Genomic DNA, 25,482 nt, shown 5'->3' on the forward strand with positions numbered 1-25,482 from the left:
TCCGTGGACGACCTGAACCCGGACGAGGCCAGCACGATGACGGCCGAGACCACCGCCGCCCAGACCGCTGAGCCCGAGACCGACCTCGCGGCCGAGCTGTCGCGGATCCTCGACGGACGCTGGGGCGACGTGCGTCGTCGTCTGCGGGCCCACGACGACGTGTCGCGCTTCGCCCCTCCCACGAAGCCGCTCTCGATGGAGGAGCACCGCTCCTTCACCACGCGGCAGCTGCTCGCCCTGACGGACGAGGACTTCGCCTCGGCGGGCCTGGCCAAGGGCATGGGCGGCACCGGTGACTTCGGGGCGTCGGTGACCGCATTCGAGATGCTCGGCCACGGTGACCTGTCGCTGCTCGTCAAGGCCGGCGTCCAGTTCGGCCTGTTCGGAGGGGCGCTGGCGAACCTGGGCACCCAACGGCACCACACGGCATACGTCCCCGGCATGTTGGACGGCTCGCTCCTCGGCTGCTTCGCGATGACCGAGACCGGGCACGGGTCCAACGTCCAGCACCTCGAGACCACGGCGACGCACGACCCGTCGACCGACGAGCTCGTCATCCACTCCCCCAGCCCCGGTGCGCAGAAGAACTACATCGGCAACGCGGCCCGCGACGGGCGGATGGCGGCGGTGTTCGCGCAGCTCGTCACCGCCGACGGCGAGTCGCACGGCGTCCACTGCGTCCTCGTGCCGATCCGCGACTCGAGCGGTCGCCCGGTCGACGGCGTGACGATCGGTGACTGCGGCGCCAAGGGCGGCCTGCCCGGTGTCGACAACGGGACGCTCGAGTTCGACACCGTCCGGGTGCCCCGGTGGAACCTGCTCAACCGCTACGGCGACATCTCCCCCGACGGGACCTACACCTCCCCCATCGACAACACCTCGCGGCGGTTCTTCACCATGCTCGGCACGCTCGTGCGCGGGCGGGTGTCGGTCGCCGGTGGTGCCGGCGCGGCGACGCGGTCGGCACTCACCCTGGCGACGCGCTACGCCCTGCACCGTCGGCAGTTCGCGGCGCCGGGTGGCTCCGAGGAGCTCACGCTCATGAGCTATCGCGCGCACCAGCGCAAGCTGCTCCCGGCCATCGCCCGCAGCTATGCGCTCATGCTCGCGCAGAACGACCTCGTCGCGATGATGCACGAGGTCGCCGGACACGAGGGCGACGCTCCCGAGGAGCGCCAGCGCGAGCTCGAGGCGCGCGCGGCGGGCATCAAGGCCGCGGCGACCCGCCACGCCACCGACGCCATCCAGATGTGCCGTGAGGCGTGCGGCGGCGCGGGATACATGGCCGACAACCGCCTCACGGCCCTCAAGGCCGACACCGACGTCTTCACGACGTTCGAGGGCGACAACACCGTGCTGCTGCAGCTCGTCGCCAAGGGCCTGCTCACCGAGTTCCAGGAGACGTTCGAAGACAACTCGCCGCTCGCGATGATCGCGTTCGCGTCGCGCTTCACCGCCTCGTCGATCCTCGAGAAGACACCTGCGGCCGGGCTCATCTCCAAGCTCATGTCGCGCGCACCCAGCAGCGACGAGGACGGCGCCGAGCGCCACCGTGGCCGCCAGGTCGCCCTCTTCGTCGACCGCGAGAAGCACCTCCTCGAGGGCGTGGCGCTGCGGCTGTCCAAGGCGGCGAAGGCCGAGCCCGCCGATGCGTTCCGGATCTTCAACAACGCGCAGGACCACCTGCTCGCGGCGGCCGAGGCGCACATCGACCGCGTGCTCCTCGAGGCGCTCTGCGCTGCCGTCGAGGACTGCGAGGAAGGCGCCACCAAGGAGCTGCTGGACGACGTCACCGACCTCTTCGCGCTGTCGACGATCGAGAGCCACCGCGGCTGGTACCTCGAGCACGGGCGGCTCACCCCGGTCCACTCCAAGGCCGTCATCCACGACGTCGGGGTCCTGTGCAAGGACCTCGCGCCGCACGCCCGCACCCTCGTCGACGCGTTCGCCATCCCCGATGCGTGGCTCGGCGCCCCGGGCCTGCTCGACCCCCTGCCCACCGGGACCGACGCGTGAGCGAGGCGCCCGAGCCGCACGAGGCGCCCGAGCCGCACGAGGCGCCTGAGCCGCCCGAGGTCCCGCCGAGCCGGTGGTCCCTGGCGGGCGAGGGCACCCACGGCTACGGCGCCCGCTTCGCCGAGCTCGTGGCCGGTGGTGAGGACGTCGACGGTGAGGCGCGTCTGGCCGATGCCGTGGCGCCCCGCGGCGCGCGCATCCTCGACGCCGGCGCCGGCATGGGCCGCGTGACCGCCGCCCTGCGCGCCCGCGGCCACGTCGTCACGGGGATCGAACCGGACCGCACCTTGGTCGCGCAGTCCGAACGGACCTACCCCGGCATCGGGCTGCTGCCGCTCGACATCCTCGAGACGACGCCGGAGGTGCTGGAGGCACACGGGCGAGCCACGGCATACGAGCTCGTCGTCGCGGTCGGCAACGTCTTCATCCTGCTCGCGGAGGGCACCGAGCAACGAGCCCTGACGATGCTGCGCGGCCTGCTCGCCCCCGGCGGGCGGATGCTCATCGGCTTCCACCTGTCGTCGGGTCCGGCGGGCAGCCGCAGCTATCCGCCCGAGGAGTTCCAGCGCGACGTCGAGGCGGCCGGGCTCGTCGTGGACCTGCAGGCCGGCAGCTACGAGCTGCACCCGGCGAACGCGGAGTATGCCGTGTGGCTGCTCAGCGTCGCCGCGTCACCCGGTGGAGATCACTCGGCGGGCGGCGCCTGACCGACGCTGGCGCGCATCTCGTCGGAGGCGTCCCAGTCGTTGGCCTGCATGGCCGCGACCACCGTGTCGTCGCGGACCCACCAGGCCCGGAACGGCCCGCTGAAGTCTCCACGGGTGATGACGCGGTCGTAGCCGTCGGGCCCCGTGTGACCGAAATACTCCATGCCGAGGTCGTACTGGTCGGTGAAGAAGTAGGGCATCCGGTCGTAGGGCTCGGCCGCACCGAGGATCGTCGCCGCCGCCGCCTTGCCCTGCTCGATGGCGTTGTCCCAGTGCTCGACCCGCACGCGGCGACCGAGCACGGGGTGCTGCTCGTTGGCGATGTCGCCGACGGCGAGGACGTGGTCGTCGGAGGTGCGCAGGAGCTCGTCGACGAGGACGCCGTTGTCGACGTCGAGCCCGGCGGCCTCGGCCAGAGCCGTCCGCGGGGCAGCACCGATGCCGACGACGACGAGGTCTGCCTCGGCGAGGTCGTCTGCCGTCACCGAGGTCCCGAGACGCAGGTCGACACCGTGCGACCGGTGGAGGTCGGCGAAGTGCTGGGCGACCTCGGGTCCGAGCACCGCGAGCAGCGGGAGGTCGGCGCTCTCGTGGACGGTGACGGCTGCCCCGGCGGCGCGGGCGGCGGAGGCGACCTCGAGCCCGATCCAGCCGGCACCGATGATGTGCACCCTGGCGTCACTGGTGAGCGACTCCTTGAGGGCCAGCGAGTCCTCGACCGTGCGCAGGTAGTGCACCGGCCGGCCCGCCTCGTCGGCGAGCCGGAGGCGGCGGGGCTCGGAGCCGGTCGCGAGCACCAGCCATTCGTAGGGCTGTTCGCCGGCACTCGTGACGACGCGGCGCCCGGCGAGGTCGATCGTCTGGACCTCGACACCGGTGCGGACGTCGATGTCGTGCTCGCGCCACCACGCCTCGTCGTGGACGAAGGCGGAGTCGGCCTCCTTGTCGCCGAGGAGGACGGCCTTGCTCAGCGGCGGCCGCTCGTAGGGCAGGTGCTCCTCGACGCCGTAGATGACGACCTCGCCGTCGTAGCCCCGCTGCCGCAGGGTCTCGGCGACGTTGGCGCCGGCGAGCCCGGCGCCGACGATGACGACGCTCATGACGCCCACCACGGCCGCAGGGGCACTCGTGGCAGCGCTGACTCGTCCGGCCTGACGGCGAGCACCTGGTGCAGCTGGACGACGTTGCGCTCGAAGCCGCGCCGGCAGCCGGCGAGGTAGAGGCCCCACACCTTGGCGGTGCCCTCTCCGACCTCCTCGACGCACTCGTTCCAGTGCTCCACGAGGTTCTCGCTCCACCCCGTGAGGGTCAGGGCGTAGTGCTCGCGCAGGTTCTCCTCGTGCAGGACCTCGAAACCGGTGTCCTGCATCGTCGTGATGATCCGTCCGGAGCCGGTGAGCTCGCCGTCGGGGAAGATGTAGCGGTCGATGAACGCGCCGGTGCTCTTGGGCCGGTTGTCCGGTCGGGTGATGCAGTGGTTGAGCACGAGTCCGCCCTCCTTGACGTGGGTGAGCATCCAGCGGAAGTACGCCGGGTAGTTGCGCACCCCGATGTGCTCGGTGATCCCGATCGACGAGATGGCGTCGAAGCCGCTCTCGGTGACGTTGCGGTAGTCGTCGTGGCGCACCGAGGCGAGGTCTCCCAGACCCTCGCGCTCGATGGCCTCCTGCGCCCAGGTGGCCTGCTCCTTGGAGAGGGTGACGCCGAGGGCCCGGACACCTCGGCGGGCGGCGTAGCGGACCATGCCGCCCCAGCCGCAGCCGATGTCGAGCAGCCGGTCCCCGGCCTTGAGCCCGAGCTTGTCGAAGACGAGGCGGTACTTGTTGTCCTGGGCGTCGTCGAGGTCGGTCTCGTGGTCGGGGAAGACCGCGCAGGTGTAGGTCATCGTCGGTCCGAGCACGTGCTCGTAGAACCGGTTCGAGACGTCGTAGTGGTGCTGGATCGCCTCTCGGTCACGGCTGAACGAGTGCCGCAGGCCCTCGGTGACCCGACGCCAGCGCGGCAGCGCCTCCTGCCGTGGCGGTGGCGGCGGTGTCAGGCCGCGCGGACCGAGCACACGGGCGAGGTCGAGGACGAGCCGCGGGTCGGGCCGGCGGAAGTGCAGTCGCTCGAGGTCGACGAGCACGTCGTAGGGGTTGCCGGGGTGCACGCCCTCGACGACGAGGTCGCCCGTCGTGTAGGCCCGGGCCATCCCGAGGTCCCCCGGCGCCGTCGCGAGGTAGGAGACCGCGCGGTGGCTGGCGATGTGCAGGCTGCGCTGGGCGCTGTCCGGTCCGGTCTTGGACCCGTCGTATGCCGTGATCCGGACGGGGAGCGGCCCTCTCACCACCTCGTCGACGAGGTCAGCGATCGTTCGGGTCTCGCGGGTCGTGCTGGTCATGCGTGTCGCACCGCCTTGTCGTAGAGGTGGGGGAAGCGTCCGGAGGGGTCATGGGTCGCCTTGAGGACGGCATACGCGTCTCCGCCATAGAGGGCGTCGAACTGCTCGCGCGTGTAGAAGGACTCGGAGTAGAGGGACTTGTGGCCGTGCAGCTCGTCGACGCGCCGCTCGATGGCGCGGTTGGTCGCGCCGGGCTCCCGGCCCGGGACGCTGGACCAGAAGCCGACGTTGACGTAGGTCTCACCGGGGCGCAGGGGGTAGAGGTCCCAGGTCCGGTCGCTGCGAAGTCGCAGCGGGCACAACCAGATCGGCTCGATCGGCACGGTGTCGAGGAACCAGTGGAGGAACTCGGCGGTGTGCTCGAGAGGGATCTCGACGTCCTGGACGACGCGCTCGCGCGGCGGGTTGCCCTTGCGGGCCTCCATGCGGTCGGAGAAGTGGGTGCGCTGGTCGAGGGCGACGAGCTTCCAGTAGGCGCTCGAGCGTCGCCACCGCTTGGGCCACAGCCGGCGGACACGAGGGTTCTGCGCACCGAAGGCACGCGAGCACCAGAACCAGTCGGTGTCCCAGCGCCAGAGGTAGTCCAGCGTGGTGAGCAGGTCGCGCCTGGGCTCGGTGCCGTCGTGCTGGATCGACCGGTAGAAGATCTGCTGGCCGGTGTAGTCGCTCGTCGCACCGTCGTCGTCGCTGTGACGCGCGAGGGTGAGGTAGGCCTCGTCCGCGCTGAAGACGACGCCGTCGACGAAGTCGACCCGCTCCCCCTCGTGCTCGCGGGTCGCGACGACGTCGGCGATGGCGGCGCAGAGGGCGTCGAGGTCGTGGAACCGCACGTGGCGCAGGGCGACGTACCGCTCGACGGGTTCGAGCTCGATGAGCAGCCGGGTCGCGTAGCCGAGCGAGCCGTAGGAGTTGGGGAAGCCCCGGAAGAGGTCCGCGTGCTCGTTGTCGGGCGTCGCGGTGACGATCTCGCCACTGCCGGTGAGGATGTCCATCTCGAGGACCGACTCGTGCGGCAGCCCGTTGCGGAACGACGACGACTCGATACCGAGCCCGGTCACCGCGCCGCCGAGGGTGATCGTGCGCAGCTGCGGGACGACCAAGGGCATGAGGCCATGCAGGAGCGTCGCCGCGACGAGGTCCTCGTAGGTGCACATGCCGTCGACCTCTGCGGTCCGCCGTCCGACGTCGACGACGCGGACGCCGGTGAGGCCGGTGGTGTCGAGTCCCGGCGTGCGGGTGCTCGCGCGCTCGCGGAAGAGGTTGGAGGTCCGCTTGGCCAGGCGGACCCGCTCGTTCGGCGGGATGGCGGCGAAGCTGTCGAGCAGCCGCTGCTCCCCGGTCGTGCGTGCGAGGGCGGGGAGGGTGCGCTCCATGTTCCGCACGTTACGCCTGTGGTGCGACACCCGTCTGCCGACTTCCCGCAGGACGGACATCCCGTATGCCGTCCGCCCCCGTTCGGCTCGTCCGCTCGGCTCGGTCAGGCGGTGGCGTCACGCCAGTCCCGGTACTTCTCGGGCAGGCAGGTGTGGCACGGCCGGAACCCAGCAGCGACGGCCGTGTCCTCGTCGGCGAAGAAGACCCGGTGCGTGACGTACTTGCCCTTGGCGATCCACCGCAGCGCGCCCGGGCAGTCGAGCCTCCCGTAGACCTTGGTGCGTCGGTGACCGCCGAGCGTGCCCGGTGTCGCTGACTCGTACGGCTGCCCGTCGCGCCCGAGGAGCGTGTAGGTCGTCATGCCCTCAGCCTCGCATCGACTCCACGAGATCGGGCGGACGGCTCTTCTTTGCGCTCCACACGTGCCGTCCACCCGATCTCGACGTCGGTGGACGTGAAGGCGGGCCCCATCACGGGGCGCCCGAGCTTGTGAGGGTGGACGTGAAGGCGGGCCCCATCACGGACACAAGAAGGACCTGCTGGCGCGCCAGCGCCAGCAGGTCCTTCTTGTGGACGTGAAGGGACTCGAACCCCTGACCTCTCGCGTGTGAGGCGAGCGCTCTAACCAGCTGAGCTACACGTCCGGCGCCCGTCGCGAGGCGGGCTGGATGAGGATACCCGTCGCCTCTCCCGTCGACGAAATCGGGGCCGACGGGTCAGATGCGGGCGGTGGTGCGCATCCAGTTCTCGAGCCCGTCGGGGAAGAACCCCGGGATCCCGGAGAAGTGGAACGTCAGCCACAGCACGGTGGCGATGAACGCGATGCCGACGATGCCGGCCAGTGCCTTGACGGCGGGGTTCTGGCGCTTGATCCACCCCTCCCAGGCGCGCACGTACCGCTTGACGAACTCGAGGACGCTCTGCGCCCGCTCGAACTCGGTCGCCCAGATGGCCAGGCCACCGATGACGATGAGCCAGCCCGGCCCGGGGAACGGGATGAGCAGGATGCCGACGACCACGACGACGAGCCCGAGGGCGAACACGCCGATGCGGTAGACCTTGGCCGACGTCGGGTTGGCGCGGATGCGCCGGCGCCAGGCCCAGTCGTCGTCCTCGGAGTCGACGAAGACGTGGTGGTCCTGGTGCTCCGGTCGGGACTCACCGGTGGCCGCGGCCTCCGCGGGATCCGGCGACTCGTCACGCAGGTGCGACTCGCTCACGGGTCGATCCCGAGGTCGGCCTCCGCGGTGCGCCAGATGTCGACGACCTTCGCGGTGACCGGGCCGGGAGCCGGGGTCAGCTGGCGGTCGTCGACGAGGTGGACGCCCTGCATGTCACGCGAGGAGTTGCTGATGATGACCTCGTCGGCGCTCTGGAGGACGTCGAAGGGCAGCGCCTCCTCGACGACCTCGAGCCCGGCCTCGCGGCACCACTCGATCGCCAGCTCGCGGGTGATGCCCGCGAGGCAACCGCTGTCGAGCGGGGGGGTGCGCAGGACGCCGTCGGTGACGACGAAGACGTTGGACGCCGTGCCCTCGCACAGCTCGCCGCGGGTGTTGGCGAGGAGTGCCTCCTCGGCCCCGTTCGAACGGGCGTGCGTGATGGCGATGACGTTCTCGGCGTACGACGTCGTCTTGAGCCCGGCGGTGGCGGCACGTTCGTTGCGCACCCACGGGACGGTGACGACGGCGGCGGACGGGGCGTGCGCGGAGGACGGCGTCGACGCGATGACGATGGTGGGCGGCGAGTCGTGGCGGTCCGAGCTGAGCGGTCCTGCGCCGGCGGTGACGGTGATCCGGACGCGACCGAAGGCGATCGGGTCCTCGATCGACAGGACCTCCTTGACGCCCTCGCGCACCACGGCGTCGTCGATCGGTGGGAGCCCCAGCCCCGAGAGTGTGCGACCGAGACGACGCAGGTGCCGCGTCATCGCGAACGCCTCACCCTTGACGATCTTGCACGTCTCGAAGGCTCCGTCCCCGACGGTCACCCCGTGGTCCAGCGCCCGTATCGACGGGACGTCCGCGTCCACGACCTGACCGTTGACCCACACCCGGATATCGCTCATGGGTCGAGCATCGCAGATGTCACCTGCGCGCCCCATGAGGACATCCCCCGAGTCAGCCCTGAGCCGGGCCGCCGGGACGCCCCCGCACCTCGCCACGGGCCAGGGCCATGAGCCGCCGTGCCTTGAGCTGGGTCTCGCGCAGCTCGCCCGTCGCGTCCGACCCCCACGTGATCCCGGCACCCGTCCCGAACCTGAGCGCACCCGCGCCCGAGCCGTCCCGCTCGACCCAGAACGTCCTGATCCCGACGGCGAGGAGAGCCTCGTCCCGGTCGGCGTCGATCCAGCCGATCGCGCCGCAGTAGGGGCCGCGCGCCACCGGCTCGAGGTCGGCGATGGCCTGAAGCGCCGTGTGCTTGGGCGTCCCCGAGACCGACCCCGGCGGGAACGACGCGTCGAGCAGCTCGCGCCATGACGCCCCCTCGCGCAGCTCTCCCGACACGTCCGACACGAGGTGCACGAGCCCGGGGTGCTGCTCGACCCTGCACAGGGCGTCGACGCGGACGGTGCCGGGACGGCATACGTGCTGGAGGTCGTTGCGGACGAGGTCGACGATCATGACGTTCTCCGCGTAGTCCTTGGGCAGCATCTCCTCGGTCGTCGGCGCGGTGCCCTTGATCGGGCTCGACCGCACCGTGCCGCCACGTCGCTCGAGGTAGACCTCGGGTGAGGCGCACGCGATCTCGAGACCCGCCTCCGGGATGTCGAGCGTCGCGGCATACGGGGCCGGGTTGCCCTGTGCGAGAACGTCGCCGAGTGCCCGGACACTCACCTCCGCATCCACCGCGGAACTGAGGACGCGACACACGTTGACCTGGTAGACCGTGCCGCGCGCGATCCGCCCGCGGACCTCCTCGACGCCCGCGACGTATGCCGTGTCGTCCAGGCTCGCGGTCCACTCCCCCTCCACGCCGGACCAGTCCACGACAGCGGCGGCGCCGCCCGAGGAGCGGCGGACGGACGCCATGCGCACCGCGGTGAGGTCGCCCTCGAAGGTGATGACGACGGCCCAGAATCCCAAGGTGACGTCGTCGATGTCGTGGGTGACCGCGTCGATGCCGCTCGCCTCGATGACTCCCCCGTCCAGGGAGCTGAACCTCGCCCACGCCACGGCGACGATCGTAGGGGGTGGCCCGCGTGTGAGACCGTGGCCCCGTGCGTGAGAGTGCGGCCCGGGCGGCCCTGCGGGCGATGGGGGTGCTGCGTGAGCGCGACGGTCGCTCCTGGCTCGAGCTCACCACGTCGGGGACGAGCGCCGCGCCACGCACCGTGCTCCGGTCGCTCGCGTCCTGGGAGGACAGCTTCGGCCACGTGAGCCGGCTGACCGGGATCACCGACGACGACCGGGTGCTCGTGCCGGCACCCCCGAGCGGGTCGATGTTCGCGTTCGCCCACGCCCACGCCGCGCATGTGGGTGCGGAGGTCGTCGCGCTCGACCGCTGGAGCGTCACGGACGCCGCCGCTGCCCTCGCGGCGTGCACCGCCGCGCACCTCACGCCGGGCATGCTCGCGGCCCTTCTCGAGCGGGACCTCGGGACCCTGCGGACCGTCGTCTGTGCCGGCGCGAGCCTCCCCGAAGTCGTCCGACGGCGCGCGCACTCGGCAGGTGTCACGGTCGTCGACTACTACGGCGCGGCCGAGCTGAGCTTCGTCGCGATGCGGGTCGGGGCGCGGCTCGACCCCTTCCCCGAGGTCGAGGTCGACCTGCGCGAGGGCGTCGTGTGGGCCCGGAGCCCGTGGCTCGCCGAGGGCTATGCACCGGGGCAGACCGGTCCCCTGCGACGCGACGCCGACGGGTTCGCGACGGTCGGCGACCGGGCCAGATGGGACCCCGACACCGGTCTCGTCGTCCTCGGTCGCGGCGACGACGTCGTCACGACCGGTGGGGTGACCGTGCTGTGCGCCGACGTCGAGAACGCCGTGCGCTCGCTCCCCGAGGTCGAGGCCGTGGCCGTCGTCGGCACACCCCACGGCGGGCTGGGCGAGGTCGTCGAGGCCGTGGTCGTCGGCACCGGCGCCCTCGACCTCGGCATCCTCCACGAACAAGCCTCCGCCCTGATGACCCGCAGCCACCTCCCCCGACGCTGGCACCACTGGGACGCCCTGCCGCTCACCGCCGCCGGCAAGCTCGACCGCGCCGAGGTGCGCGCCCGGCTGCTCGCCGCCGCCCGTCCCGAGGAGCCTGCGTGAACGACACCACCCCCGTCATCGTCGCCGCCCGCCGCACCCCGATCGGCACGGCCGGACTGGCCCTCACGGACGTCGACACGACCGGCCTCGCCGCACCCGTGCTCGACGCCCTCCGGGCCGACCTCGACCACGCACCCGACCATGTCGTCCTCGGCAACTGCATGGGCGCCGGCGGCAACGTCGCCCGCGTCGCCTCGCTGGCCGCCGGCTTCGACGTCGCCGTCCCCGCCCTCACGGTCGACCTGCAGTGCGGGAGCGGCCTCGCCGCGATCACGACTGCGGCCGCGTTCGTGCGCGCGGGCATGTCGGAGGTCGTCCTCGCAGGCGGCGTGGAGAGCGCCAGCACGGCACCGTGGCGCATGTGGCCCCCGGTGGATGGTGCTGTGCCGCAGCGCTACTCGCGTGCGCCCTTCGCTCCAGCCGACATCGGCGACCCCGAGATGGGCGCCGCTGCGGACGAGGTCGCCTCGCGCTGGGGCATCACCCGAGAACGACAGGACGCGTATGCCGTCCGCTCCCACTCGCGCGCCGCCGCGGCTCGCGCCGCCGGGTGGTTCGACGACGAGCTCGTACCCCTCCCGCAGCTCGACCGCGACGAGCGCGTCCGGTCCAGCCTGAGCACCACGACGCTCGCCCGGCTCCCGTCCGCCTTCACGCCGGGTGGCACGGTCACCGCCGGCAACGCGTGCGGGATCAACGACGGAGCCGCCGCGGTCGCGGTGGTGAGCCAGGCACGGAGGCGGGCGGACGGCATACCGGGTCTGGCCTGTCTCGACTGGGAGACAGTCGGGGTCGACCCCAACCTGCCCGGCGTCGGACCCGTTCCGGCGATCCGGAACCTCCTGCGTCGCAACGGGACCACCCTCGACGACGTCGGCGTCATCGAGGTCAACGAGGCCTTCGCCGCACAGGTGCTTGCCTGCTGCGACGACCTCGGGCTCGACGACGAGAGGGTGTGCGTCGAGGGCGGTGCGTTGGCGCTCGGACACCCGTGGGGCGCCTCCGGTGCGGTCCTCGCCGTCCGCCTGTTCAGCCAGATGGTGCGTCGTGACGGCCCGGAGCTCGGGCTCGCCGCCATCGCCGTGGGTGGTGGCCAGGGCGTCGCGGTCCTCGTGCAGCGGGTGGGCTGACCGCCGCGAGTGTCCGGGTCCTGCGCGGCACATGTGCAGGACCCGAAGTGGGTACCGTCCGGTCATGGAGCCGGCACCGCGAGACCAGGACCGCGACGAGACCCCGACCGAGCGCTTCGACCGCAACTGGGACGAGCTGCTGCAGGAGCTGCGTGTCACGCAGACCGGGGTCCAGGTCCTCGCGGGCTTCCTCCTGACGATCCCCTTCCAGCAGCGGTTCACCGAGCTGACCTCGACGCAGCGGACGGCATACCTCCTCGCCCTGGCCACGGCGGTGGTGGCGACGACGCTGCTCGTCGCGCCGGTGAGCGCCCACCGCCTGCTGTTCCGGCGGCGGGCGAAGCAGGAGCTCGTCCGCTTCGCCGACCTGGCCGCCCGGGCCGGCCTCCTGGCGCTGGCCGTGAGCGTCGTCTCCGCGACGTTCCTCATCTTCGACGTCGTCCTCGGACGGGGAGCTGCCGTGTCCGCCGGTGCGGTGGCCCTCGCGCTCTTCGTCGTGAACTGGCTCGTCCTGCCACTCGTCGTGCGGAGCCGGCTCGACACCTGAGCCCGCGCCGGCCGCTGTCGCCCACCGCGCGGTCCGGGACCTTGGGCCCTGTGCGGTGGGGCCGGCCGTCGACACCCTGAGGTCATGGACACTCACGGAGGCGCAGACGACCCCGGCAGCGGGACCGGGACGAGTGGAGGCACGCGACCGCTGAGCACCGAGGAGTCGTGGGACCTGCTGCGCCAGTCGGTCGTCGGACGGCTCGCCGTCATCCACGACGGCGCGCCCGACATCTTCCCGGTCAACTACGCGGTCGACCACGGCACCATCGTCATCCGCACGGCGGGCGGGACGAAGTACGAATCGGCCCGCAACCAGCCGGTCGCGTTCGAGGTCGACGGCTACGACGTCGACGTGGCCGAGGCCTGGAGCGTCGTCGCGCGGGGTCGCGCGGTCGAGGTCAGGGACGTCGACGACTCGATCGCCGTGATGTCGCTGCCGCTGCTCCCGTGGGCGGAGGGCTCCAAGCCCCACCTCATGCGGCTGCTGCCGGACACGGTCACGGGTCGGCGGATCCACGTCGTCGGTGGGGTGCGCCGCGCGTGATCGCCTCGACGACGACCGCGCTGTCGGCCGCGCTGCGACGTGCGGCCTGGCGCCTCGACCGCCCCCTGAGGGTCGTCGCGGGTGGCAACGCCTCGGTGCCGTGGACGCTGCTGCGGGTGCTCGACGAGTCCGTCCACGACTACGAGCTGTTCATGCTCAACGCGCCCCACGGCATACCGTCGCGTGACGGGGTCACGTACGTGACGCCCTTCGTCGGACCGGGGATGCGAGGGGTCCCTGGCCTGTCCTACCTGCCCGCCCGTCTCTCGCACGTGCCCGCGCTCTTCCGCTGGTCCTTCGTCCCCGACGTCGTCCTCGTGACCGTGTCGTCACCCCGGGGCGTTGGCGAGGTGTCGCTCGGCGCCGAGGTCAACGTCCTCCCGGCCGCCATCGACGTGTGCCGTGCCACCGGCGGTCTCGTCGTGGCCGAGTCGCGCCCCGACGTGCCGTTCACGTTCGGCGACTCCGAGACGACCCTGACCGACCTCGACATCGTCGTCTCGGTCGCCGCGACGCGCGGCGCGGCGCGGACACCTGCCGCACGCTCCGCCGAGGTGGAGCGCATCGGTGCGCACGTGGCCTCGCGGGTCTCGTGCGGCGCCACGCTGCAGCTCGGCATCGGTCTCATCCCCGACGCCGTCGTCCCCCGGCTCACGCACCTGCACGGGCTCGGGGTGTGGAGCGAGATGGTCTCCGACGGCATCCTCGACCTCGACGACGCCGGCTCCCTCGACGCCGGGCGACCGGTCGTCGCGTCGTTCGCCGCCGGCAGCCCGAGGCTCATGGGCTGGCTCCACGAGAACCCGAAGGTGCGGATGCTGCGCACCGAGACGGTCAACGACCCCGGGCGGATCGCAGCCAACCCGGCCATGACGAGCGTCAACACCGCCCTGTCGGTCGACTTGTTCGACCAGGCCAACGCCAGCCACATCGGGTCACGCCTGCACTCCGGCTTCGGCGGGCAGTGCGACTTCGTCGTCGGCGCGATGGACTCAGCGGGAGGGCAGTCGGTCATGGCGCTGCGGTCGTGGCACCCGCGCGCCGAGGTGTCGTCGGTGGTCGGGCTGCTCGAGGCGCCGGTGACCTCGTTCCAGCACACCGCCGTCATCACCGAGCAGGGCATCGCCGAGATCTGCGGATGGGACTCCCAGACCCAGGCGCAGCACCTCATCGACGAGGCGGCGCACCCCTCGGTGCGCGACGAGCTGTGGGAGGAGGCCGAGGGACTCGGCCTCGGCGCGCTGCGACGCGCCGGGGCGAGGACCTTGTCGCGGCAGGGCTGAGACCAGCAGGCTGGGTACACCTGACGAAGGAAAGGAACCGCGATGCTGGTGTCCGAGGTCATGACCTCCCCCGCGCTCTCGCTCCCGGTCTCGGCCACGCTCGACGACGTCGTCGAGCTGCTCGGCGGTTCGGGGATCAGCGCGATCCCGGTGGTCGACGAGGCGGGGCGCTGCGTGGGGATCGTGTCGGAGGCGGACGTCCTCAGGCAGCCACTCCCCCGGGACCCGCGCGCCCACCTGTGGACGACGTCGGCGACCAGCGGGCCCTCACCCAGCCTCGACGAGGTCATGACGAAGGACCCCACGTGCGTGGCGCCCACCGACGACTGTGCCGACGTCGCCGCCCTCTTTGCACGCTCGGGGTTCAAGAGCATGCCCGTCGTCGACGACGACCGGCTCGTGGGGGTCGTGAGCCGCAGCGACATCCTGCGGGCGATGTCGGTGTCGAGCGCCTCGCTGGCGGACGCGGTCTCCAAGGCCGTCACGAGCGTCGGTATGCCGGAGCGCACCGTCACCGTGCAGTCCGGGCACGTCGTCGTGACGCCTACGGGCGACGGTCTCGATGACGCGGTCGTCGCGGTGGTGTCGACCGTCCCCGGGGTACGCAGCGTTCGGCTGGGCTGAGGTCAGGACGCTCGCAGCTCGCGACCCGTGATGGCGTCGGGACGGATCCGGACCCACACCGACAACGCCGGGTCACCGATGGTCCACGGCGCCCGGTCGCGGCTCTCGACGTCCGCGACGGCCGAGTCGTCGTCGAGGAGCGAGGCGGTGCCCGTGACGGTGACGCTCCACCCGGACCTCGTCGAGACGTCGTAGTCGTCGACCTCGTAGCTCATCGGGTCGTGGTCGGCGGCCGCCTCGATCTTGCTGCTACCGCTCGTCCTGAAGCAGACGTCGCTGCCGTGCATGACGTGGTGGACCGGGAGCAGGACGACCTCGCCGTCGTGGACGAAGGCCACCCGCCCGATGACGGTGGCGCCCAGGCGTTCGAGGCACTCGTCGGTACCCATGACCCGGAGGCCGCTGTGGTCCGTGGCTGCGTCGGTGTCCATCACGCCTCCCGGTGCTCGGCGTGGATCACTGCAAGGGGGCACGGACGGTCGCGGTGGAGCAGCCCCTGGCTCACCGACCCGACGAGCAAGCCGACGAAGCCTCCATGTCCCCGGCTGCCGACGACGATGAGCCGGGCGCCCTCTGACTGCTCGAGGACCGCTTCGACGGGCAGGTTGCGGCGGAGCACGGTGCGGAGCTCGACGTCCGGGAACTTCGCGGCCCACGGCGCGACCGCCTCGTCGAGCACCGACCGGTGGTGCTGCTCCAGCTCGGCGATGTGCTCGGGACGCAGCCACGCCGTGTCGAACGTGTCGGGGACGTCGAGTGTCCAGGCGTGGACCGCGACGACCGGGGCCTCGAGCTGGGTGGCGCGGTCGAAGGCGAAGGCGAGGGCCGCGTCGTTGGGTGACGACCCGTCCACGGCGACGACGATCGGTGCCCGGGTGCTCGCACCGGCATGCCGGTCGACCACGACGACCGGGCAGCGGGCGTGCGCCACGACCTGGGCAGACGTGGAGCCCTCGACCAGCTCGCCGAGCAGCGAGTGGTGGTGTCGGCCGACGACGACCATCTCGGCGTCCTCGGCGGCCGTCACGAGGACGGCGGCGGGAGTGCCGACGACCGACTCCGTGACGGTCTCGACCGTCGTCGACAGCTCGGTCACACGCTGCTTCGCCCGCACGACGACCTCACGGTCGAGGTCCTCGGGCCACGGTGCGGCGGGACCGAACCCGGGCGCCGTCGACCACAGCATCCCGCGGGCCACGACGACCTTGAGCGGACGGTCGAGCCGTTCGGCCTCGCGGACGGCCCACTCGAGGGCGATCTCGCCCTCGGGTGAGTCGTCGTAGCCGACGACAACGGGGCGGGTGGTCTGGGCGTCCATGGCTCCTCCTGCGCTGGTGGCTGCTGCTGCGTTCCCAGCCTCGCCAACACCCGCGCACACCCACAGGGCCCTAGGTCCCGAAGGCTCTGCCCCGAGCGGATGTCTTCGTCGCCGACGCTCTCCACCGCCGCGGCGTTCGCGCCGTCAGCCGGAGCTCGAGCCGTTCGACCCGTGCTTCGTGACGTAGATCGCGGCCTGGGTGCGACGCTCCAGCCCCATCTTCGCGAGCACCGACGTGACGTAGTTCTTCACCGTCTTCTCGGCCAGCGACATGGTCTCGCCGATCTGCCGGTTGGTCAGCCCTTCGGCGATGTGCTGGAGGATCCGGCGCTCCTGCGGCGAGAGCTCGGACAGCCGCGGGTCGTCGACGTCGTGGCCCCACTGCTTGCGCAGCCGCGCGACGACGCCCTCGTCGAGGAGCGACTCACCGCCGGCGACCCGCCGGATGGAGTCCACGAGCTGCGTGCCACGGATGTCCTTGAGGAGGTAGCCCGCGGCCCCCGCCATGACTGCGGCCCGCAGGGCCTCGTCGTCGTCGAACGAGGTCAGGACGATGCCGGCGACGGTCGGGTCCACCGAACGCACGTCACGGCACACGTCGATCCCGGATCCGTCCGGGAGACGGGCGTCGAGGACCATGACGTGCGGGCGCAGGGCAGGGATGCGCCGCGTCGCCTCGCCGGCGCTGGCGGACTCACCCACCACCTCGATGTCGTCCTCGATCTCGAGCAGCTCACGCAGCCCTCGGCGGACCACCTCGTGGTCGTCCAGCAGGTAGACCCGGATCATCGACATCCTCCTCGTGGTTCGGCCCATCGTAGGGTCCGCGCCGGCTCAGATCCCACGGCTTCGCACGACCGCCACCGGGAGCTCGGCCCGTCGCAGGACGCTCCGGCTCACAGAACCGAGCATGAGCCCAACGAACCCACCACCGCCCCGCGCACCGACGACGAGCAGCCCGGCGTCAGTGGCCTCGGCGAGCAGGACCTCGGGCGGGCTCCCCTGCGGTGTGCGCGTGGAGGTCGGCACCTCCGGGTGGTCCCGTGCGACGACCGCCAGCGCAGCCGACACGTTCGACACCGCGCGGTCGTACTCCTCACCCGCTGGGCCGGCGCCGGGCGCCGACGGGCCCCACAGCTCCGCCAGCCACGGCTCCACCTCGCGCCCGGACCAGGCCGAGACCACGACGAGCCCGACCCCGGCCGCTGCGGCGGCGCGCGCCGCGAACTCGACGGCCCGAAGCGAGGCTCGCGACGTGTCGACGCCGACCACCACGGGGCTCCCCTGCCCCAGCCCGAGGCGTCGCTCCCCCTGGACGACGACCACGGGACAACGCGCGTGGGCGCTCAGGGCGAAGGACACCGATCCCAGGCTGGCGTCTGGGCGCTCCGCCCGGCTCCTACGCCCGACGACGACCAGGTCCGCCGTCTCCGAGAGCGCGACGAGCTCGGCGGACGGTCGCCCGATCGCCCCCACGCTGCGCACCTCGAGCTCGTCGTGACCGCGTCGGGCCAGCGCCGCGCCCCGGTCCGCGACCCGCGAGACGGCCCGGCGCAGCGCACTGACGTCGGGACCCTGGCCCCGGCGTGCGTCGGTGGGGAGCAACGGGTCGACGGCGCACGCGACCATGAGCCGGCAGCCCTGCACGTCGGCCCAGTCTGCGGCCCACTCCAGCGCGGCCGCGGCCTCGGGGGTCTCGTCGTAGCCGACGACGACCGTTCCCTCGGGCCGGGTACCCACGTGAGCGTGGGGGGCGAGGACGGTGTCGGGGTGCAGCTCAGCCATGGCACGACTCTGCGTCGGGCCACTCGCCCTCGACAGGGAACTAGGTCCCGTTGCTCCTCGGCGCCGGGACCAGGGGCACCCGCCACTCGAGCGTGGCCCCCGAGTCCGAGCCCGAACCCACCCGGAACGTGCCACCGCGGCCCTCGGCCCGGCGGGCCAGGTTGCCGAGCCCGGATCGCACCACCCCGTCCGGAAGCCCTCGCCCGTCGTCGGACACGACCACGCTCACCTCGCCGCCGACCTCGACCTCGACGCTCACCGACGAGGCGGAGGCGTGTCGTGCGACGTTGCTCAGCGCCTCGCGCACCACTGCGAGCAGCTCGGCGGAGACCGCCTCGGGGACGTCGGCGATCGGTCCCGACATCCGCAGCTCCGGCGAGAACCCCAGGGTGACGGCCGCGTCCCCGCACACGGTCGCGATCTCCGCGCTCAGCGGCCGTCCGCCGGGGACCCGGTGGAGGGCGAAGATCGTGTGACGGATGTCGGAGATCGCCGCGTCGAGCTCGTCGACGGCCCGGTCCAGCTTGGCGCGCACCTCGGGAGGGCTCACCGGCGCAGCGGACTGCAGCGACATCCCCGTCGCGAAGAGCCGCTGGATGACGTTGTCGTGCATGTCGCGCGCGATGCGGTCGCGGTCCTCGAGCAGCTCGGACCGGGCGCGGTCGGTGCGAGCGCTCGCGGCACCCAGCGACACCGCCAGGCCTTGGCCGAGAACCTCGAGGTGGGGGCGCAGGTCGATGGGCTCCTCACCCTCCCAGTCGACGACGAGCACCCCCATCGGGCTCTCCCCCAACGCGATCGGGACCGACGTCCTCGCAGCCGCAGGGTCCCGCGGCTCCGAGTGCGCGGGCTCGAGCATCGACGCCAGCACCCTCGGGTCGCGGACGACGTCTCCCGTCGCCCAACCCGTCGGGGCGTCGCTCGCCACCGCCGCGACGACGACGTCGGACCCGTGGCGCAGGGCAACGGCGCAGGAGGTGGCCCGAGCCAGGTCGCGCACCCGCGTGGTGACCTCGCGGAGCACCTCGGACTGCGCGGTGCCCGCGAGCAGGGCCTGGGTGGCGTCGCCGAGCACCTCTCCCCAGAGCTGCTGCGTACGGGCGTGCTCGTAGAGCCGCGCGTTGTCGATCGCCACACCGGCCGCGGCCGCGAGCCCGCCGAGGATCGCCTCGTCGTCGTCGCTGAACTCCGGGGCCGAGCGCTTGTCGGTGAGATAGAGGTTGCCGAAGACCTGGTCACGGATCCGTACCGGCGCACCGAGGAAGCTCGTCATCGGTGGGTGGTTCGGCGGGAAGCCGTAGGAGTCGGGGTGCTCCCCGATGTTGCTCACCCGCTGCGGGTGCGGGGTCCTGATGACCATGCCGAGGAGGCCGTGCCCGCGCGGGAGGGGTCCGATGGCGGCGCGCTGCTCGTCGGTGACCCCGTGGGTCACGAACTCGACGAGCTCCTCACCGCTCGGACCGAGCACGCCGAGCGCGCCGTAGGTCGCATCCACGAGGTCGCACGCCGCGACGACGATGCGGTGCAGCACCTCCGCGAGCTCGAGGTCCGAGCTCACCGCGATGACGGCGTCGAGCAGCGAGCCCAGGCGCTCCTGCGAGATGCGCGCGCTGAGCGCACGGGCCCTGAGCTCGTCGACGAGGTCATCGAGCTCGAGCGACGACAACGGCCATCTCTGGCCCCCACCGTCGGGGACCTCGCCAATTGTCGACGCCGGCTGCGGGGAACCGAGCTCAGTCACGTGTCGATCGTATGGGCTCGCCGCTTGCGTCGTTCGGCGTTCCCGCACGACCCGTCGTATGCCGTCCGCCCACCTGCCGCTCCCGGTGCACCACACAGGGTCGTCCGCAGTGTGTGTGCTCGACGCACAGAGGGACTTCCGACCCTGTCCGGCGGGCGTGCCCCGCCGTGAACTGGTCCCGTGCGGCACCCGGCCGCCTCGGAAGGAGCTCGACCATGAAGGCACTCGTCTACCACGGCCCCGGACAGAAGGCGTGGGAGGAGGTTCCGGACCCGACGATCGTCGACGACACCGACGCGATCGTCAGGGTGGACGCGGTGACCATCTGCGGCACCGACCTGCACATCCTCAAGGGAGACGTCCCCGCCGTGACGGACGGCAGGACCCTCGGGCACGAGGCGGTCGGCACCGTCATCGAGGTCGGCTCCAGCGTCCGCAACGTCAAGCCCGGCGACCGGGTCCTCGTCTCGTGCATCACGTCCTGCGGTGCCTGTCGCTTCTGCCGTGAGGGCCGCTACGGCCAGTGCCTCGGTGGCGGCGGGTGGATCCTCGGCCACCTCGTTGACGGCACCCAGGCCGAGTTCGTCCGTGTCCCGTTCGCGGACACCTCCACCTTCGCCATCCCCGACGGGGTGAGCGACGAGGAGGTTCTCATGCTCGCCGACATCGGTCCGACGGGCTACGAGGTCGGCGTGCTCAACGGGCGCGTCTCCCCGGGTGACACGGTCGTCGTCGTGGGCGCGGGCCCGATCGGACTCTCGGTGATCATGGGCGCCAAGCTCTTCAGCCCGGCCCGGATCGTCGCGGTCGACCTGGCGGACTCCCGCCTCGAGGCAGCCAAGCAGTTCGGCGCCGACGTGACCGTCAACCCCTCCCGCGAGGACGCGGTGGCGATCGTGCGCGGCATGACCGAGGGGCTCGGCGCCGACGTCGCCGTCGAGGCCGTGGGCGTCCCCGAGTCCTTCGAGCAGTGCACCGCCCTGGTGCGCCCGGGCGGTGTGGTCGCCAACGCCGGAGTCCACGGGGTCCCGGCAACGCTCCACCTCGAAGACCTCTGGATCAAGGACGTGACGATCACGACCGGTCTCGTGGACACGTTCTCGACGCCGACGCTGCTCAAGCTCGTCGCGAGCCACCAGATCGACCTCGCGCGGTTCGTGACCCACCGCTTCGCCCTGGACGAGTTCATGGAGGCCTACGACGTGTTCTCGGCCGCTGCCGACACGCACGCGCTCAAGGTCGTCCTCACCCGATGACGGTCGCCCCGACCTCGGGGCGGTCACGGCGCAGAGCGGTGGGATGCCATGCCACGTGAGCACGCAGGGAGCTCGGCGCCCCGCGCCGCTCTCCGGCACGCGACGCTCGCGGTCCCCCGGACCTCACCGGGCGAGCAGGTGGACCACCTGCTCGCCCGGCTGCGTGGCGACCCGGTCGCCGCGGCGGAGTGCGTCGCGGTGTTCGAGGGTGAACGGCTCGTCGGGATCGCCCGCACCGGCGCCCTCGTGGCTGCCGGCCCCTCCGCGCGGGTGCGGGAGGTCATGGACCGCAACCCGCCGACCGTCTCACCATCCACCGACCGGGAGCCGGCGGCCTGGCGAGCCGTCGAGGCCGGCTGGTCCACGGTCGCCCTGGTGGACGACGCAGGTCGCTTCCAGGGCCTCATCCCGTCGGAGACCCTGCTCGCGCTGGTCCACTCCGAGCACGACGAGGACCTGGCCCGGCTGGGTGGCTTCGGCGGCTCGGCCGCGGCTGCCCGCTCGACGAGCGTCGAGCCGGTCGTGCGGCGGCTGCGTCACCGGTTGCCCTGGCTCGTCGTCGGACTCGTCGGTGCCCTGCTCGCTGCCGGGATCGTCGGCGGCTACGAGGAGACGCTGCGCGCGAACGTCCTCGTGGCCTACTTCCTGCCCGGTGTCGTCTACCTCGCCGATGCGGTCGGCACCCAGACCGAGGCCCTGGTGATCCGCGGGCTCTCCCTGGGCGTGAGCATCCGGCAGGTGGTCCGGCGCGAGGCCATCACGGGTGCCGTGCTCGGCGGCCTGCTCGGCGCGATCGCGCTCGTCGTCGTGGCGGCGGTGTGGCGCGACCGACACGTCGCCGTCGCCGTGGCGCTCGCCATCCTGGGAGCCTCCCTCATCGCCACCCTCGTGGCGATGGCCCTCCCCTGGCTGTTCCACCGCCTCGGCACCGACCCCGCCTTCGGGTCCGGCCCGTTGGCCACCGTCATCCAGGACGTCGTCACGGTCGCGGTCTACTTCCAGCTGTCCAGCTGGATCGTCCGCTGACAGGAACGCCACCGGGCTGCCCGGGGTCCCGACGACCCCTGTCGCACTCGTGCACTCACGACCTGCCCTGCGTCGGGTGCTCCGACGACCACGCGGCATACCCCTTGACCGCGGACGGCAAGGTCATGAAGATCCGGTCCTCCCCGACGCGGTCGACGAACCCGCTGCGCTCCAGGTCGGCGCGCAGCTCCTGCTTGACGCGGCCCAGCGCGAGGACGACTCCCCGCCGGCCGAGCTCCTCCCTCAGGTCCTCGAGGGTGTCGGACGCCGTCACGTCGACCGTGACGTTGGCCTCCATGTTGAGCAGGAGCCATCGGGTGGGCGTCGGCGCACCGTCGACTGCGGCCAGCGCCCGGGTGACGAAGTCGTGCGCGTTCGCGAAGAACAACGGCGAGTCGTAGCGGTAGACCACGAGGCCGGGCACCGGCCGCGCCGACGGGTAGTCGTCGACGTCGTGCATCCCCGCCACCCCCGGAACGTAGCCCAGGACCCCGTCATGGGGACGGGTCACGCGGTGCAGCAGGTCGAGCAGCGACAGCACGATCGCCACGAGGACCCCGGGCAGGATACCGGCGACGAGGACAGCGGCCGTGGTGCCGAGCGCGAGGACCCCCTCGGTGCGCCGGAAGGCGAAGATCCGCCGGAACTCCGCGACGTCGATGAGCCGGACCGCGGCATACACGACGAGAGCCCCGAGCGCGGCCGTCGGGAAGAGCGCCAGGACCGGGTTGGCCACGATGACGGCGAGGACCACCGTCACGAGGGCCACGAGCGAGTTCGTCTGGGTCCGGCCCCCACTCGCGGCGACGATGGCCGTGCGGCTGCCGCTGCTACTCACCGGGAACCCCTGTGCCACACCGGTGGCCAGGTTGGCGACGCCGAGTGCGAGGAGCTCCTGCTTGGCGTCGAGCCCGGCATCGTGACGCGGCGCGAAGGCCCTGCCGGTGAGGATGTTGTCCGTGTAGGCGACGACGGCGATGCCCAGCGCCGCGGGCAGCAGGGACCGCAGGTCGGCCACGCCGAGGTCAGGGAGGCGGGGCAGCGGCAGCTCGCGCGGCACCGGGCCGACGACGGCGACTCCCCGCTCCTCGAGGCTCAGGAACGCGACTGCCGCCGCCGACCCGAGCACGCCCAGCAGTGGCGTGGGGGCCCGGGGCATGAGCCTCGACACGACGAGGAGGAACGCCAGCACACCGAGGGCCAGGACGACGGTGGGGCGGTGCACCTCGTCGAGGTGCTCCACGACCGACGTCACCTCGGCGACGGTGCTGTCCCCGGTGACGACGAGGCCCGTCACCTTGCCGAGCTGGCTCACGACCATGAGCGTCGCGACGCCTGCCATGTAGCCGACGAGCACCGGTCGTGAGAGCAGCTCGGCGAGGAAGCCGAGCCGCAGCAGCCAGGCCAGCAGACAGAACCCGCCCACGAGGACGGCCAGTCCGGCGGCGAGCGCGGCGTACCGCACCGGGTCCCCGTCGGCGAGCCCGCCGAGCGCGACCGCGGTCATGAGCGCGGTGGTGGACTCGGGCCCCACCGCGAGCAGCCGCGAGGACCCGACGAGGGCATAGACGACGATCGCGGTCCCCGCCGCCCACAGTCCGGTCACCGCAGGCAGGCCCGCGACCCCGGCATACGCCATGACCTGGGGGACGAGGTATGCCGCGACGGTCACGCCCGCGACGACGTCACCCCTGAGCGACGACCGGTCCCCGATCCCCCGGGCGGCGCGCACGGCCGGTCAGAAGAGCCCGACGACGTTGCCGTCGGGGTCGAGATCGATGGAGGCGGCCGCAGGATGCCTGGGCAGGCCCGGCATCGTGCGCATCTCGCCGCTGAGGGCGTAGACGTAGCCGGCGCCGGCGGCGACCCGCACCTCCCGCACCGGCAGGCGCCAGCCCTGGGGGTCCCCGCGCAGCGTCGGGTCCGACGAGATGGACAGGTGCGTCTTGGCGATGACGACGGGGAACTCGCCGTAGCCCAGCACCTCGAAGCGGGCGAGATCCCTGGCCGCCACGTCCGAGAAGTCCACTCCGTCGGCGCCGTAGACCCGCGTCGCGACGGCCTCGATCTTGTCGCGAAGAGGGGCGTCGAGCTCGTAGGTGTGGCGCAGCTCGTGCGGGTCCGCGCACGCCTGCGCGACGACCGTCGCGAGGTCGGTGGCGCCCTTGCCCCCGTCGACGACATGGGTCGACACGGCGACCCGGGCACCGGCCTCCTGGGCCGCCTGCGCGACCACCGCGAGCTCGGAGTCGTGGTCCGTGGGGAACGCGTTGACGGCGACGACCGGTGGGATGCCGAAGGACCTGACGATCTCGATGTGCCGACGCAGGTTGGCCGTTCCGGCGCGCACGGCGTCCGGGTCCTCGAGCAGCATCTCCGGCGGCAGGGGCCGTCCCGCGACCACGGTGAACCGCCCCGAGTGCGCCTTGAGCGAGCGCACCGTGGCGACGAGGACTGCGGCGTCCGGCGCGAGCCCGGAGACCCGGCACTTGAGGTTGACGAACCGCTCCGCCCCCATGTCCGAACCGAAGCCCGCCTCGGTGAGGAGGTAGTCACCCGTGCGGATCCCGATCCGGTCGGCCACGACCGACGAGTTGCCGGTGGCGATGTTGCCGAACGGTCCGGTGTGCACGAGGACCGGTGTGTTCTCCGTGGTCTGGAGGAGGTTGGGCATGAGGGCGTCCTTGAGGATCACGGCCATCGCCCCGGCGGCGTGGAGGTCCTCCGCGGTCACGGGGCGGCCGCGGGTCGTGAACCCGACGACGATCCGTCCCAGCCTGGCGCGCAGGTCCGCGAGCGACGACGCGAGCGAGAGGACGACCATGACCTCGCTCGCCGCGGTGATGTCGAACCCCGACTGGCGGGGGACGCCGTCGATCCGGGCACCCAGGCCCTCGACGATGCTGCGCAGCGCGCGGTCGTTGACGTCGAGCACCCTGCGCCACGAGATGTTGCGCGGGTCGATGTCGAGCTCGTTGCCGTGGTGGAGCGAGCTGTCGAGCATCGCCGCGAGGAGGTTGTGCGCGGCCGTCACGGCGTGGAAGTCCCCGGTGAGGTGGAGGTTGAGCGTCTCCATCGGCAGCACCTGGCTGAACCCGGCCCCGGCGGCGCCGCCCTTGATCCCGAAGGTCGGCCCCATGGACGGCTGGCGCAGCGCGAGGGTGGCCCGGTGGCCGAGCTGCGCCAGCCCTTGGGCGAGACCGACCGCGGTGGTCGTCTTGCCCTCGCCGAGCGGGGTCGGGGTGATGGCTGTGATGACGACGTAGCGCGCCCGAGAACGGTCGGCCAGGTCCTGCTCGGCGGCCAGCGACACCTTGGCGACGTGCCGCCCGTAGGGCTCCAGGCGTTCGAGCGGTATGCCGGCCGCCCCGGCGACCGCCTCGACCGGCTCGAGGTGGGCGGCTCGCGCGATGTCGAGGTCCGAGGGCGGGGCGGCACTGGTCATGGCACCACGGTCCTCCTCCTCCCCCGATGCGTCACGGGACGTAGGGCCC

At 72.2% G+C, this 25,482-nt stretch carries 24 protein-coding genes and 1 tRNA gene; 10 read left to right on the forward strand and 15 right to left on the reverse strand.

Features of this window, described 5'->3' with window-relative positions; genetic code table 11:
• The first annotated feature begins 3 nt into the window (after positions 1-3).
• Positions 4-2,016 (forward strand): acyl-CoA dehydrogenase family protein, encoded by a 2,013-nt coding sequence (locus ACSQ11_RS15105; protein WP_436006982.1) that lies wholly within the window; start codon positions 4-6, stop codon positions 2,014-2,016.
• Positions 2,013-2,723 carry a class I SAM-dependent methyltransferase gene (locus tag ACSQ11_RS15110; RefSeq protein WP_436006984.1) on the forward strand — a complete coding sequence of 237 codons (711 nt, stop codon included), beginning with the start codon at positions 2,013-2,015 and terminating at the stop codon, positions 2,721-2,723. The genes ACSQ11_RS15105 and ACSQ11_RS15110 overlap by 4 nt, the downstream gene beginning before the upstream one ends.
• Here the strand turns inward: ACSQ11_RS15110 and ACSQ11_RS15115 are convergent.
• The 8 genes from ACSQ11_RS15115 to ACSQ11_RS15150 form a co-directional block, all read right to left on the reverse strand.
• Positions 2,702-3,823 (reverse strand): NAD(P)/FAD-dependent oxidoreductase, encoded by a 1,122-nt coding sequence (locus ACSQ11_RS15115; protein ID WP_436006986.1) that lies wholly within the window; start codon positions 3,821-3,823, stop codon positions 2,702-2,704. The two genes, ACSQ11_RS15110 and ACSQ11_RS15115, sit on opposite strands and share 22 nt — an antisense overlap.
• The gene (locus tag ACSQ11_RS15120; protein WP_436006988.1) at positions 3,820-5,103 is read right to left on the reverse strand and encodes a class I SAM-dependent methyltransferase; all 1,284 of its coding nucleotides are present in this window, start codon (positions 5,101-5,103) and stop codon (positions 3,820-3,822) included. Before ACSQ11_RS15120 ends, ACSQ11_RS15115 begins: the two co-directional genes overlap by 4 nt.
• Positions 5,100-6,476, reverse strand: coding sequence for an FAD-binding oxidoreductase (locus ACSQ11_RS15125; RefSeq protein ID WP_436006990.1), 1,377 nt, complete (start codon positions 6,474-6,476; stop codon positions 5,100-5,102). The genes ACSQ11_RS15120 and ACSQ11_RS15125 overlap by 4 nt, the downstream gene beginning before the upstream one ends.
• A gap of 104 nt (positions 6,477-6,580) precedes the next feature.
• Positions 6,581-6,838, reverse strand: a complete 258-nt coding sequence (locus ACSQ11_RS15130) for an Ada metal-binding domain-containing protein (RefSeq protein WP_436006992.1) — start codon at positions 6,836-6,838, stop codon at positions 6,581-6,583.
• 209 nt (positions 6,839-7,047) lie between these two features.
• Positions 7,048-7,121 (reverse strand) — tRNA-Val (locus ACSQ11_RS15135).
• A 72-nt stretch (positions 7,122-7,193) separates the two neighbouring features.
• The gene (locus ACSQ11_RS15140) at positions 7,194-7,697 is read right to left on the reverse strand and encodes a TIGR02611 family protein (protein WP_436006994.1); all 504 of its coding nucleotides are present in this window, start codon (positions 7,695-7,697) and stop codon (positions 7,194-7,196) included.
• Positions 7,694-8,545, reverse strand: a complete 852-nt coding sequence (locus tag ACSQ11_RS15145; protein WP_436006996.1) for an aminotransferase class IV — start codon at positions 8,543-8,545, stop codon at positions 7,694-7,696. The genes ACSQ11_RS15140 and ACSQ11_RS15145 overlap by 4 nt, the downstream gene beginning before the upstream one ends.
• 52 nt (positions 8,546-8,597) lie before the next feature.
• Positions 8,598-9,653: a chorismate-binding protein gene (locus ACSQ11_RS15150; protein ID WP_436006998.1), complete on the reverse strand. Its 1,056-nt coding sequence runs from the start codon at positions 9,651-9,653 to the stop codon at positions 8,598-8,600.
• Between the two features lie 44 nt (positions 9,654-9,697).
• On the opposite strand from ACSQ11_RS15150, the gene ACSQ11_RS15155 reads away from it, so the two are divergent.
• The 6 genes from ACSQ11_RS15155 to ACSQ11_RS15180 all read left to right on the forward strand — a co-directional run bounded on the left by ACSQ11_RS15155 (position 9,698) and on the right by ACSQ11_RS15180 (position 14,862).
• Complete coding sequence (locus tag ACSQ11_RS15155) at positions 9,698-10,732, forward strand: AMP-binding protein (RefSeq protein WP_436007000.1); 1,035 nt, start codon at positions 9,698-9,700, stop codon at positions 10,730-10,732.
• Entirely contained in the window at positions 10,729-11,862 is a 1,134-nt protein-coding gene (locus ACSQ11_RS15160) for a thiolase family protein (protein WP_436007002.1), read from the forward strand. The genes ACSQ11_RS15155 and ACSQ11_RS15160 overlap by 4 nt, the downstream gene beginning before the upstream one ends.
• Positions 11,863-11,926: 64 nt before the next feature.
• Entirely contained in the window at positions 11,927-12,409 is a 483-nt protein-coding gene (locus tag ACSQ11_RS15165) for a DUF6328 family protein (RefSeq protein ID WP_436007004.1), read from the forward strand.
• 84 nt (positions 12,410-12,493) lie between these two features.
• Positions 12,494-12,955: a pyridoxamine 5'-phosphate oxidase family protein gene (locus ACSQ11_RS15170; RefSeq protein WP_436007006.1), complete on the forward strand. Its 462-nt coding sequence runs from the start codon at positions 12,494-12,496 to the stop codon at positions 12,953-12,955.
• A complete protein-coding gene (locus ACSQ11_RS15175; RefSeq protein ID WP_436007008.1) occupies positions 12,952-14,238 on the forward strand; it encodes an acetyl-CoA hydrolase/transferase C-terminal domain-containing protein in 1,287 nt (428 codons plus the stop codon). The genes ACSQ11_RS15170 and ACSQ11_RS15175 overlap by 4 nt, the downstream gene beginning before the upstream one ends.
• Positions 14,239-14,280: 42 nt before the next feature.
• The gene (locus ACSQ11_RS15180; protein ID WP_436007010.1) at positions 14,281-14,862 is read left to right on the forward strand and encodes a CBS domain-containing protein; all 582 of its coding nucleotides are present in this window, start codon (positions 14,281-14,283) and stop codon (positions 14,860-14,862) included.
• A gap of 2 nt (positions 14,863-14,864) precedes the next feature.
• On the opposite strand, the gene ACSQ11_RS15185 is transcribed toward ACSQ11_RS15180, so the two are convergent.
• From ACSQ11_RS15185 to ACSQ11_RS15205, 5 genes are all read right to left on the reverse strand, one after another.
• Complete coding sequence (locus ACSQ11_RS15185; RefSeq protein WP_436007012.1) at positions 14,865-15,293, reverse strand: pyridoxamine 5'-phosphate oxidase family protein; 429 nt, start codon at positions 15,291-15,293, stop codon at positions 14,865-14,867.
• On the reverse strand, positions 15,293-16,180 hold the full coding sequence (locus ACSQ11_RS15190; protein WP_436007014.1) for a universal stress protein: 888 nt from the start codon (positions 16,178-16,180) through the stop codon (positions 15,293-15,295). The genes ACSQ11_RS15185 and ACSQ11_RS15190 overlap by 1 nt, the downstream gene beginning before the upstream one ends.
• A gap of 144 nt (positions 16,181-16,324) precedes the next feature.
• Positions 16,325-16,969 (reverse strand): response regulator, encoded by a 645-nt coding sequence (locus ACSQ11_RS15195; protein ID WP_436007016.1) that lies wholly within the window; start codon positions 16,967-16,969, stop codon positions 16,325-16,327.
• Between the two features lie 45 nt (positions 16,970-17,014).
• Entirely contained in the window at positions 17,015-17,965 is a 951-nt protein-coding gene (locus ACSQ11_RS15200; protein WP_436007018.1) for a universal stress protein, read from the reverse strand.
• Between the two features lie 40 nt (positions 17,966-18,005).
• Positions 18,006-19,706 (reverse strand): GAF domain-containing protein, encoded by a 1,701-nt coding sequence (locus ACSQ11_RS15205; protein WP_436007020.1) that lies wholly within the window; start codon positions 19,704-19,706, stop codon positions 18,006-18,008.
• 215 nt (positions 19,707-19,921) lie between these two features.
• Here ACSQ11_RS15205 and ACSQ11_RS15210 point away from each other — a divergent pair, with 215 nt between their 5' ends.
• Both ACSQ11_RS15210 and ACSQ11_RS15215 read left to right on the forward strand, forming a co-directional pair.
• Positions 19,922-20,962: a zinc-dependent alcohol dehydrogenase family protein gene (locus ACSQ11_RS15210; protein ID WP_436007022.1), complete on the forward strand. Its 1,041-nt coding sequence runs from the start codon at positions 19,922-19,924 to the stop codon at positions 20,960-20,962.
• A gap of 48 nt (positions 20,963-21,010) precedes the next feature.
• Positions 21,011-21,988, forward strand: a complete 978-nt coding sequence (locus ACSQ11_RS15215) for a magnesium transporter (RefSeq protein ID WP_436007024.1) — start codon at positions 21,011-21,013, stop codon at positions 21,986-21,988.
• 55 nt (positions 21,989-22,043) lie between these two features.
• Here the strand turns inward: ACSQ11_RS15215 and ACSQ11_RS15220 are convergent, their stop codons facing one another.
• Both ACSQ11_RS15220 and ACSQ11_RS15225 read right to left on the reverse strand, forming a co-directional pair.
• Complete coding sequence (locus ACSQ11_RS15220) at positions 22,044-23,720, reverse strand: SulP family inorganic anion transporter (protein WP_436007026.1); 1,677 nt, start codon at positions 23,718-23,720, stop codon at positions 22,044-22,046.
• 6 nt (positions 23,721-23,726) lie between these two features.
• Positions 23,727-25,433, reverse strand: a complete 1,707-nt coding sequence (locus ACSQ11_RS15225) for a formate--tetrahydrofolate ligase (protein WP_436007028.1) — start codon at positions 25,431-25,433, stop codon at positions 23,727-23,729.
• Positions 25,434-25,482: the final 49 nt, after the last annotated feature.

Source organism: Knoellia sp. LjRoot47 (genome assembly GCF_964253435.1).
In the GTDB taxonomy this organism is placed as follows: Bacteria; Actinomycetota; Actinomycetes; order Actinomycetales; family Dermatophilaceae; genus Knoellia.